Annotated in this window: 4 protein-coding genes and 3 rRNA genes; 4 read left to right on the top strand and 3 right to left on the bottom strand. The window is 42.0% G+C overall.

From position 1 onward, the window contains the following. The first annotated feature begins 1,817 nt into the window (after positions 1 to 1,817). From CYTFE_RS0108520 to rrf, 3 genes are all read left to right on the top strand, one after another. Positions 1,818 to 3,339: ribosomal RNA gene (locus CYTFE_RS0108520) — 16S ribosomal RNA — on the top strand. Positions 3,340 to 3,492: 153 nt separating this feature from the next. Beyond that, positions 3,493 to 6,290 (top strand): 23S ribosomal RNA (locus tag CYTFE_RS0108515). Between the two features lie 76 nt (positions 6,291 to 6,366). Then, positions 6,367 to 6,476, top strand: a 5S ribosomal RNA gene (rrf, locus tag CYTFE_RS0108510). The 16S, 23S and 5S rRNA genes sit together here, the layout of an rRNA operon. 1,263 nt (positions 6,477 to 7,739) lie before the next feature. Here the strand turns inward: rrf and istB are convergent. The 3 genes from istB to CYTFE_RS28585 all read right to left on the bottom strand — a co-directional run bounded on the left by istB (position 7,740) and on the right by CYTFE_RS28585 (position 10,039). Further along, positions 7,740 to 8,501, bottom strand: a complete 762-nt coding sequence (istB, locus tag CYTFE_RS0108505) for an IS21-like element helper ATPase IstB (RefSeq protein ID WP_027471462.1) — start codon at positions 8,499 to 8,501, stop codon at positions 7,740 to 7,742. Between the two features lie 3 nt (positions 8,502 to 8,504). Next, positions 8,505 to 9,578: a transposase gene (locus tag CYTFE_RS25675; RefSeq protein WP_052343093.1), complete on the bottom strand. Its 1,074-nt coding sequence runs from the start codon at positions 9,576 to 9,578 to the stop codon at positions 8,505 to 8,507. Positions 9,579 to 9,877: 299 nt separating this feature from the next. Further along, complete coding sequence (locus CYTFE_RS28585) at positions 9,878 to 10,039, bottom strand: hypothetical protein (protein ID WP_154665637.1); 162 nt, start codon at positions 10,037 to 10,039, stop codon at positions 9,878 to 9,880. Between the two features lie 1,837 nt (positions 10,040 to 11,876). Between CYTFE_RS28585 and CYTFE_RS31860 the strand changes: the two genes are divergently transcribed. Continuing rightward, positions 11,877 to 12,116, top strand: a complete 240-nt coding sequence (locus CYTFE_RS31860) for a hypothetical protein (protein ID WP_244880317.1) — start codon at positions 11,877 to 11,879, stop codon at positions 12,114 to 12,116. Positions 12,117 to 12,157: the final 41 nt, after the last annotated feature.

The raw sequence follows: 12,157 nt of genomic DNA, 5'->3' as shown, positions 1-12,157 counted from the left end.
AAGATTTTAGCTTGTTAGATTGGCGAGCCGGTAAAGTCGTGGAGTGGCTGAGTTGTATTTCTCATTTAATAGATATCTTCCATTCGTATATGAAACTATCAGTAAAAGACCACAGGGCAGGCCAGAACAATAGCCTTGGGGCCGGCGCTGGCGAGAGGCTTCCCTGGGCGCACTTGAGGTGGTAGTGCGCTGGACGGAAAGATAACCCAAAAGCTGCATTAGAAAATCTATTACGCCTTAAAATGGCTTCAAAAGAAGTCACTTCGTCACTTTTCTTCAACTCACCATAGCTGGTGCTATGCCTCGTCTCAGAAAAGCCTTCTTTTATTGCCATTTTAACGCTCATAACGAAGTTCTAATACATCATTTGGGTTGGTTGATGCGGGCTGATAGTGATCTATTGTTCTAGACTTTTTTGGTTCCTTTTATGGTAATGACAATTCGGCGAAGCCTGATCATGAGGACCTTTAAAACAAACCTTCCCGAATAAAAAGGACATGTCGATAATTTCTAATCTTGAAAACAAATTCAAGTAAAACATAGAGGGTGACAACGTATCCATAACCATATTCAATAACTCTCAATGAATGAATAATCCCCATTTAGATACCCAACCTCCAACAAATCGACTGCAGGGTAGGCCAGAACAATAGCCCCGGGGCCGGCGCTGGCGAGAGACTTCCCTGGGCGCACTTGAGGTGGTAGTGCGCCGGACGAAAAGGGAAGTTGATGTAGGGCTGATAGTGATCTATTGTTCTAGACCTTTTTGGTTCTTTTTATGGCAATGATAAAAAGAACAAATATAGAAATTTAAGGAGCAAGATATATGTCATATAAGTAGAGATATTACTCTCGCTTTGTAAACTATAACTTCCCATTTATAGACATTATTCGATTAAAAAACAAGAAGTTACAGTTTAGTCATAACCATATTCAATAACTCTCAATAAATGAATAATCCCCATTTAAACACCCAACAATCAGTCAAAAGACCACAGGGCAGGCCAGAACAATAGCCTTGGGGCCGGCGCTGGCGAGAGGCTAAGAACCCGGAAAATGCAATATAAAATCTATTAGGCCTTTGTGTACTGGTTGTTTGACTGATTTGAAGAAACCATATTCAGTACGACATAAAAAAAGAATAAAAAAACATTTAGCTGTAAATACTTGACAATATATTGCTTAGGTATTACCTTTCAAGTTCGATTAAAAAAAAGAGAAGGGAAAGGTTAGGAATTACGAAATAAAGTCTCTTTCTTTGCACCCGCTTTGAACGAAAGGCGAGAGAAACAACTGAGATATTGAGGTAAAAGAAGGGATTAAAAAACATTGATAATAAGGTGTTTTAAGGACGGATGAGGAGTTAAAAAAGAGTCTGAAAAATATTTTTAAATTTTATTTTGTAGATTCAATAAAAACCTTTATCTTTGCAGCCGCTAAAACGGTAGCAAAAAAGGATAAAAAACTGATAAGAATGAAGTCTTTAAAACTGTTTAAATACAGGGGTTTGGAAAGGAATAAAGCGAAAAAATTAATTTTCAATTTTTCTCAAAAAACATTTGGAATTAAGGGAATAAAGTTGTTATCTTTGCATCCGCTTTTACAGCGATAAACTAACATCGGTTAGTTTTAACAAACAGATTGAACTTAGGTTTTAGACCTAAAAGATATAAAGACGATAAGGAGACTTATCGACGTTCTTTGAAAATATTGGAATGCACAAAAGGAAAAATAACAGAGTGATTCTTTGAGTAAGGCTCTTGTAAAGAATAACAGATATAGAAATAGTTTACTAGATCTATACAGATAATTTTTATACAACGAAGAGTTTGATCCTGGCTCAGGATGAACGCTAGCGACAGGCCTAACACATGCAAGTCGAGGGGTAACATTGTAGCTTGCTACAGATGACGACCGGCGCACGGGTGCGTAACGCGTATGAAACCTACCTTTTACAGGGGAATAGCCCGGAGAAATTTGGATTAATGCCCCATGGTTATATTTTACCGCATGGTAAATTATATAAAGCTTCGGCGGTAAAAGATGGTCATGCGTGACATTAGCTAGTTGGTAAGGTAACGGCTTACCAAGGCGACGATGTCTAGGGGTTCTGAGAGGAAGGTCCCCCACACTGGTACTGAGACACGGACCAGACTCCTACGGGAGGCAGCAGTGAGGAATATTGGTCAATGGCCGCAAGGCTGAACCAGCCATGTCGCGTGCAGGAAGACGGCCCTATGGGTTGTAAACTGCTTTTGTACGGGAAGAAACGTATCTACGAGTAGATATTTGCCGGTACCGTACGAATAAGCATCGGCTAACTCCGTGCCAGCAGCCGCGGTAATACGGAGGATGCGAGCGTTATCCGGATTTATTGGGTTTAAAGGGTGCGTAGGCGGACTAATAAGTCAGTGGTGAAATCTTGCGGCTCAACCGTAAAACTGCCATTGATACTGTTAGTCTTGAATTTAGTTGAGGTAGGCGGAATGTGTTGTGTAGCGGTGAAATGCATAGATATAACACAGAACACCGATTGCGAAGGCAGCTTACTAAGCTATAATTGACGCTGATGCACGAAAGCGTGGGTAGCGAACAGGATTAGATACCCTGGTAGTCCACGCCGTAAACGATGATTACTCGTTGTTGGCAATACATGGTCAGCGACTGAGCGAAAGCATTAAGTAATCCACCTGGGGAGTACGTTGGCAACAATGAAACTCAAAGGAATTGACGGGGGCCCGCACAAGCGGAGGAACATGTGGTTTAATTCGATGATACGCGAGGAACCTTACCTGGACTTAAATGTAGGCTGCATAGAGTAGAGATATTCTTTTCTTCGGACTGCTTACAAGGTGCTGCATGGTTGTCGTCAGCTCGTGCCGTGAGGTGTCGGGTTAAGTCCCATAACGAGCGCAACCCCTATTGTTAGTTACCAGCACGTAGAGGTGGGGACTCTAACAAGACTGCCGGTGTAAACCGCGAGGAAGGTGGGGATGACGTCAAATCAGCACGGCCCTTACGTCCAGGGCTACACACGTGTTACAATGGCCGGTACAAAGGGCAGCTACATGGCGACATGATGCTAATCCCTAAACCCGGTCTCAGTTCGGATCGGAGTCTGCAACTCGACTCCGTGAAGCTGGATTCGCTAGTAATCGCATATCAGCCATGATGCGGTGAATACGTTCCCGGGCCTTGTACACACCGCCCGTCAAACCATGGAAGCCGAGGGTACCTGAAGTCCGTTACCGCAAGGAGCGGCCTAGGGTAAAACTGGTAACTAGGGTTAAGTCGTAACAAGGTAGCCGTACCGGAAGGTGTGGCTGGAACACCTCCTTTCTGGAGAGAGACTTACAATTATTAAAGATGAACAGTTATCAAATTTTGTGTATTCCACGTTGTCCAAAACGGGACAAAACGTACATTGACATATTGGCAAAACAATCAAAATCATAAGTTGGCCTTAACGCAGATCGTTAAGGATCAACCAACAAGAAAGTAAGCAAGGGCGCACGGTGGATGCCTAGGCTTTCAGAGGCGACGAAAGACGTGATAAGCTGCGATAAGCCACGGGGAGAAGCAAATATTTGTTGATCCGTGGATTTCTGAATGGGGCAACCCGTCCGGTTGATGACCGGTCACTCCGCAAGGAGGGCAAACCCAGGGAACTGAAACATCTAAGTACCTGGAGGAGAAGAAAATAATAATGATTCCCCTAGTAGCGGCGAGCGAACGGGGATTAGCCCAAACCTACAATGTTTAGGCATTGTAGGGGTTATAGGACCACAACATGAATATAAAATAGAAGTAGAACGTTTTGGAAAGAACGACCAAAGAAGGTGATAGTCCAGTACACGTAATATTTTATAGGATAGTGGTATCCTGAGTAGGTCGGGACACGTGAAATCCTGTCTGAATTTGCCGGGCCCATCCGGTAAGGCTAAATACTCCTGAAAGACCGATAGTGAACCAGTACCGTGAGGGAAAGGTGAAAAGTACCCCTAACAGGGGAGTGAAATAGTACCTGAAACCGTGCGCTTACAAGCGGTCGGAGCTGATTAATCAGTGACGGCGTGCCTTTTGCATAATGAGCCTACGAGTTAGTCGTAGTTGGCAAGGTTAAGGGCCTCAGTCCCGGAGCCGAAGCGAAAGCGAGTCTTAATAGGGCGAATAAGTCAGCTGCGCTAGACGCGAAACCAGGTGATCTACCCATGGTCAGGTTGAAGTTCCGGTAACACGGAATGGAGGACCGAACCGCCAGACGTTGAAAAGTCTTCGGATGAACTGTGGGTAGGGGTGAAAGGCCAATCAAACCTGGAAATAGCTCGTACTCCCCGAAATGCATTTAGGTGCAGCCTTGTTTTAGTTATACAGAGGTAGAGCTACTGATTGGACGAGAGGGCTTCACCGCCTATCAACTCCTGATAAACTCCGAATGCTGTATAATGATGAACAGGAGTGAGGGCATGGGTGCTAAGGTCCGTGTCCGAAAGGGAAAGAACCCAGACCATCAGCTAAGGTCCCCAAATATATGCTAAGTTGAACAAACGCGGTTTGATTGCAGAGACAGCTAGGATGTTGGCTTGGAAGCAGCCATTCATTTAAAGAGTGCGTAACAGCTCACTAGTCGAGCGATCGAGCATGGATAATAATCGGGCATAAGCATATTACCGAAGCTATGGATTGTTAATTTATTAACAGTGGTAGGGGAGCATTCCAATGACGCAGAAGCCGGATGGCGATGTCCGGTGGAGTAATTGGAAAAGCAAATGTAGGCATAAGTAACGATAATGCGGGCGAGAAACCCGCACGCCGAAAGACTCAGGTTTCCTGATCAACGCTAATCGGATCAGGGTTAGTCGGGACCTAACGCGAACCCGAAAGGGGTAGTGGATGGATAGCAGGTTAATATTCCTGCACTTCCTGTACAATAAAAGTGACGTATTGTTGAGACTGCTAGGTACTGACGGAATAGTACGTAGAGCCTAGGCTTCGGCCGAAGCGAAGCAGAGCAAACGGTACCGAGAAAAGCGAGTACAGGGACCCGTACCGTAAACGGACACACGTAGTTGGGTTGAGTATACTGAGGCGCTCGAGTGATTCATGGCTAAGGAACTCGGCAAATTAGCCCCGTAACTTCGGGAAAAGGGGCGCCAGTTTAGGCTGGCCGCAGAGAAATGGCGCATGCGACTGTTTATCAAAAACACATGGCTTTGCAAATTCGAAAGAAGAGGTATAAGGCCTGACACCTGCCCGGTGCTGGAAGGTTAAGAGGAGATGTTAGTTTCGACGAAGCATTGAATTGAAGCCCCAGTAAACGGCGGCCGTAACTATAACGGTCCTAAGGTAGCGAAATTCCTTGTCGGGTAAGTTCCGACCTGCACGAATGGTGTAACGATGTGCGCACTGTCTCGGCCATGAGCTCGGTGAAATTGTAGTATCGGTGAAGATGCCGATTACCCGCAACGGGACGGAAAGACCCCGTGAACCTTTACTGCAACTTAACATTGGTTGTGGGTAAGTAATGTGTAGGATAGGACGGAGGCTTTGATGCTGCATCGCCAGGTGTAGTTTAGCCGCCCTTGAAATACGTCCCTTTGCTTATCTGTGGCCTAACGGATTAATCCGGACATTGTTTGGTGGGTAGTTTGACTGGGGTGGTCGCCTCCAAAAGAGTAACGGAGGCTTTCAAAGGTTTCCTCAGGACGATTGGTAACCGTCCGTGGAGTGTAATGGCACAAGGAAGCTTGACTGTGAGGCCGACAAGCCGACCAGGTACGAAAGTAGGACATAGTGATCCGGTGGTTCCGCATGGAAGGGCCATCGCTCAAAGGATAAAAGGTACTCCGGGGATAACAGGCTGATCGCTCCCAAGAGCTCATATCGACGGAGCGGTTTGGCACCTCGATGTCGGCTCGTCACATCCTGGGGCTGGAGAAGGTCCCAAGGGTTGGGCTGTTCGCCCATTAAAGTGGCACGCGAGCTGGGTTCAGAACGTCGTGAGACAGTTCGGTCCCTATCTGTTGTGGGCGTAGGATATTTGAGAAGACCTGACGTTAGTACGAGAGGACCGCGTTGGACATACCTCTGGTACACCAGTTGTTCCGCCAGGAGCATCGCTGGGTAGCTATGTGTGGAAGGGATAAGTGCTGAAAGCATCTAAGCACGAAGCCTGCTTCAAGATGAGATATCCTTATTAGGGACGTTGTAGACTACGACGTTGATAGGCCGTAGGTGTAAAGGTGGTAACACCAAAGCCGAGCGGTACTAATTGCCCGAAACTTTTAGTTGGAGCATTAAGCGCCGAAATGTGATTTTGATTGTAGCCGATGTGACAATAAAAAATATAAAGGAATATAACAATATTCAGGTGGTTATAGCGACGGGGCTCCACCTCTTCCCATTCCGAACAGAGAAGTTAAGCCCGTTAGCGCCGATGGTACTGCGTACAGTGGGAGAGTAGGTCGCCGCCCATCTTACAAGAGAGCAATTGGATTTTATCCAGTTGCTCTTTTTTTTTTGCTTTATGGGTGTTGCAAGGCGCAAGACGCATGAGGTGGCGAGTTGTTATAGTTGGCGAGCTGGTAAAGATGTTAGCTTGTTAGGTTGGTGAGCTGGTAAAGTTGCGGAGTTGTTAAAGTCGTGGAGTTGTTGAAGTTGTTATAGTTGTGTTTCTCATTTAATAAATATCTTCCATTAATGTACAAAGCTATCAATTAATGAACCGCAGGGCAGGCCAGAACAATAGCCCCGGGGCCGGCGCTGGCGAGAGGCTATGAACCCGGAAAATGCATTAGAAAATCTATTACGCCTTTAAATGGCTTCAAAAGAAGTCACTTCGTTACTTTTCTTCAACTCACCATAGCGGTGCTATGCCTCGTCTCAGAAAAGCCTTCTTTTTATTGCCATTTCAATGCTCATGACAAAGTTCTAATACATCATTTGGGTTCGCTGATGTAGGGGAGGTGGTGATCAATTATTCTAGACCTTTGGGATTCTTTTTGTGGCAATGACAATGACGCAGTTATCATGAGGACCTTTAAAACAAGCCTTCCCGAATAATTCGGCGAAGCCTGATCATGAGGGCCTTTGAAAATAAACCTTCCCGAATAAAAAGAACATATCAATAAGTTGCAAGAGCAAGGTGTGTATCAAAAGAATCAATCTATCCTCTCTATACAGAATCAATATTTCCAATTTAATAAATGCATTCAAGTAAAACATAGAAGTTCTCAATTATAAAAACCATATTCAATAACTCTCAATGATTGAATAATCCCCATTTAAATACCCAACCTCCAACAAATCGATTGCAGGGTTGGCCAGAACAATAGCCCCGGGGCCGGCGTTGGCGAGAAGTTTTCCTGGGCGCACTTGAGGTGGTAGTGCGGTTGGCCTAGTGCGAAAGAAGTGTGTGCCGGACGGAAAGGGAAGCTGATGCCGGGGAGGTAGTGATCTATTGTTCTAGACCTTTTTGGTCCTTTTTATGGCAATGATAAAAAGGACATATATGGAAATATTAAAAGCAAGCAATATACCAAGTACGAAGTAAAAAATAGTTCACTCTAAAACGATGATTATTTTTAAGTTACAAGCATATTGATATTCTCATCTTAGGCTCTGTTTGAAAATAGCAAATTTAAAACCATCAATTTTTCGTAACAGTAAACCATCATTCTACAATAAAAAATATATTAATCAACCCTCTGATTGTTGAGGGAGCTTAGCGACCGAGGCAATCAGAGGGTTGATTGCTGCTCGAAGATTGTTTTTCTGTTTTCCATTCTGTAACTTTTACCTTCGAGTTTTACAACTTCACATTTAAACAATAATCTATCTAACAAAGCAGTTGCCAAGACTTCATCATCGAGCATTTCTGCCCATTGCTGAGGGGATTTGTTTGTTGTGATTATTACAGACGTTTGTTCGTGCAGATGATTTATCAGGTTGAAAAATGCAACTGCTTCATGTTTCTTAATAGGAAAAAGCATTATATCGTCTATAGCCACTAAATGAGCCTTTAAAAGACGATTATAAGTGTTAAGCGCACCAGATATCATTTCTTTCATTTTTAACACCGTTATTAGTTCCTCCATTGTGATAAAGTAAGCTTTATGACCAGATTTTACAGCATCGTTAATCAGTCCTGCCGCCACATACGTTTTTCCTGTTCCGGAGGGGCCCATTAGTATCAGGTTATAATTTTGTTCCATCCATAATAATTCCCGTAATTGTTTCAGTTGAGGCACAGTCATACCACTTGCCATGTTAAAGTCATACTTGTCCAGGTTGTGATCTTTGGGTAATCGGGCTAATTTCATTCTCCTGTCAAGATCTGTTTTCTTTCTGTGCTGCACCTCTCTTTGCAAGAGCTGTAATGCAAATTCCTGATAAGATGGTTTATCTATCTGTGCCTGATGAAGCACTGCTTCTGGTTCGTTTTTCATCTTTGTTAGCCGTAAGATATCGGCATAGTTTTTAATTTGATCTAATAGCTTCATTTTCTAATTCATTATTGATTCATATTCATTGATATCACGTTTCTGAGGTTGCATATCAGCATTTTGTTGCTTATTCAGATTGCCGGTTTCTATACAAACATTGTGTTTTACATTCTTTAGAGCTTGCTCATTTTCAAAATAATTCAGAACTTCGGCGAAACGATTGGCATTTAGTATCTGATTTTCATAACAGTAAAGCAGGGCTAAGTTGATTATTTCCTGAGATGAACTTTCAATGTTCTTTTGTATAACTCGGAGATTATCATGAAAATACCGGGGTTTATCTTTCTCTATTGCTGCCAAATATTGTTCGGCTTGAGGAATATATCTTAAGCTTTCAAAAACCAGCTCATAGGTTTTTTGCAGAGTCTTTGACTTTTCCCTTGCATGGTCATTATTTTTTATAATCCGACCTGTATCTAAAGACAGCTCATGTGTGGCCAGCAACTGGTTATCAATCGTATAAAAGAAACGCTTCATTTCTTTTTCTTCCAGTAAAACATTGGCACCCCTGTCTTGATATGTACCCAAAGGCAAGCTGTAGTAATTACTTCGATAAAGTACCGTGTTATCTTTTCTCACAGGATATATCGGCAAGTTTAAAAATGGTTTTTCCGGTTTTCCACTATAAGTCAGCAGGTATTGCTTTTCTTTTTCCCACTCTTGCTTTGGAATACGCCTGGTTGTACCATGTATCTTCGCATTTCCAGTGCGATCAAGCCATTGTAAAACTTCTTTTTGCAACCTGTCAATATCTTGGAATACTCTTCCTTTCAGATAATTGTGTTTTACGTATTTTACTACATTTTCAACTTTTCCTTTGCTTTCAGGGTCAGCTTTTCTGCAAAATATTACCTCAAAGGGATGTGCATTTGTAAACTGCATAAATCCATCAGTAAGAAGAACATCGCCAAGATTTTCATCTTTTACAAAAACACGATCCTGATCGTAGATTATTCGACGGGGGATTCCCTCAAAATATTCGAATGCCAGTTCATGTGCATAATTTGCTGTCTCTGTAGTAAATGGTATTCGTTGACAGTAAACAAACTTTTGCCGGGAACGGGAAAGTACCATTGTAAAAAAGTAAATCTTAATTCTGCCACTTCCACTACTAAGCATTCGGTATGATCCAAAATCTACTTGTGCCTCTTCTCCATATTCTGTTTCGGGAAGCTTCTCGTATTGGCGTGGAAGTTTCTCTTTATGTTTGGGTATATTTTGTTCCTTTCTTACTGTTTGAACAAAATTATAGACTGTTTTACTACTTACATTCGGCAGATCAGAATAATGTTCTTTTAATCTATCTTCAATCTGAGCTGCTGATAAATAGGGGCCTCTCTCCAGTAATTCTTTGACAAAATTATAATACTCATTTAGTTTTTTGGCATTCGCCGTGGAGTACTAATCCATGCTAGAAATTGTGCTACGCTCATGGAAAGGTATTTACGTACAGTTCCCCTGTCGATACCCAACTCTAATTTGATTTGACTTTGGTTTAGTCCTTGTGATGATAATTCTTTAACTTTGTACCACATAAAAATTTTTTTGTTTTTATTCATAGCCTTCTTCGTTTCTGTTTTGCAACTTAAAGATGAAGGCTATTTTTGTCTTTACAAATGATGATTTTCAATTGCGAAAATTTGATGGTACAAAGTTTCTATTTACAACCATATTTCGTAATTCTCAATCAATAAGTAATCCCCATTTAAATACCCAACTATCAAAATAAAGACCGCAGGGTTGGCCAGAACAATAGCCCCGGGGCCGGCGTTGGCGAGAAGTTTTCCTGGGCGCACTTGAGGTGGTAGTGCGGTTGGCCTAGTGCGAAAGAAGTGTGTGCCGGACGGAAAGGGAAGCTGATGCCGGGGAGCTAGTGATCTATTGTTCTAGACCTTTTTGGTCCTTTTTATGGCAATGATAAAAAGGACATATATGGAAATATTAAAAGCAAGCAATATACCAAGTACTAAGTAAAAAATAGTTCACTCTAAAACGATGATTATTTTTAAGTTACAAGCATATTGATATTCTCATCTTAGGCTCTGTTATGCCTCGTCTCAGAAAAGCCTTCTTTTATTGCCATTTTAATGCTCATGACGAAGTTCTAATACATCATTTGGGTTGGTCGCTGTAGGGCAGGTAGTGATCTATTGTTCTAGACTTTTTGGGTCCTTTTTATGGCAATGACAATGACGCAGTTATCATGAGGACCTTTAAAACAAGCCTTCCCGAATAATTCGGCGAAGCCTGATCATGAGGGCCTTTGAAAATAAACCTTCCCGAGTAAAAAGAACATATCAATAAGCAGCAAGAGCAAGGTGTGTATCAAAAGAATCAATCTATCCTCTCTATACAGAATCAATATTTCCAATTTAATAAATGCATTCAAGTAAAACATAGAAGTTCTCAATTATAAAAACCATATTCAATAACTCTCAATGAATGGATAATTCCCATTTATATACCCAACCTCCAACAAATCGATTACAGGGTTGGCCAGAACAATAGCCGTGGCCGGCGCTGGCGAGAAGTTTTCCTGGGCGCACTTGAGGTGGTAGTGCGGTTGGCCTAGTGCGAAAGAAGTGTGTGCCGGACGGAATTATTACCCAAAAGCTGCATTAGAAAATCTATTACGAATTAAAATTGCTGCCAATCAAGTCGCCCGCTAACTTGTTTCAATTCACCATAGCTGGTGCTATGCCTCATCTCAACAAGTTCTTGATTGATTGCACTTTTAATTTTCATGACGAAGTTCTAATACATCATTTGGGTTCGCTGATGCCGGGGAGGTAGTGATCTATTGTTCTAGACCTTTTTGGTCCTTTTTATGGCAATGATAAAAAGGACATATATGGAAATATTAAAAGCAAGCAATATACCAAGTACGAAGTAAAAAATAGTTCACTCTAAAACGATGATTATTTTTAAGTTACAAGCATATTGATATTCTCATCTTAGGCTCTGTTATGCCTCGTCTCAGAAAAGCCTTCTTTTATTGCCATTTCAATGCTCATAACGAAGTTCTAATACATCATTTGGGTTGGTCGATGCGGGCAGATAGTGATCTATTATTCTAGACCTTTTGGGTCCTTTTTATGGCAATGACAATAACGAAGTTATCATGAGGACCTTTAAAAATATACCTTCCCGAGTAATTCGGCGAAGCCTGATCATGAGGGTCTTTGAAAACAAACCTCCCCGAATAATTCGGCGAAGCCTGATCATGAGGACCTTTTAAAATATACTTTCCCGAGTAAAAAGGACATTAACGGAAGTTTCAAAAGCAAAGAAAATAATCAAATAAGTTAGAAACATTGCTCTCAATTAGATAGTCTTTGCAAGAAAACTCCAAATACTGCGTTATTCTCATTTTTGAAACAGTTATTTACAATCAGTAAACTCCTTGGTTTCAAAAATATCGAAAGCCTTGTCTTTGAAGCTTTCTTATCAAAGACAGAAAAAACGGTCGTTTTCTTGCAGCCACTAGATTACGGAAGTACCTATGCTGCAGCAGAATCTTTCAATGCAAAAGTAAAGGATTTCAGAAGACAATTCAGAGGTGTTGTTGATGAAAAGTTCTTCTTGTTCAGATTAACAAAAATATTTGCATGACAACTATAAACAACATTTATTCCCAACTTTTGGCACTGCCC

The organism is Saccharicrinis fermentans DSM 9555 = JCM 21142 (assembly GCF_000517085.1).
In the GTDB taxonomy this organism is placed as follows: domain Bacteria; phylum Bacteroidota; class Bacteroidia; order Bacteroidales; family Marinilabiliaceae; genus Saccharicrinis; species Saccharicrinis fermentans.
The sequence above is the reverse complement of the archived record's forward strand: the minus strand, read 5'-3'. Positions and strand labels throughout refer to the sequence as shown.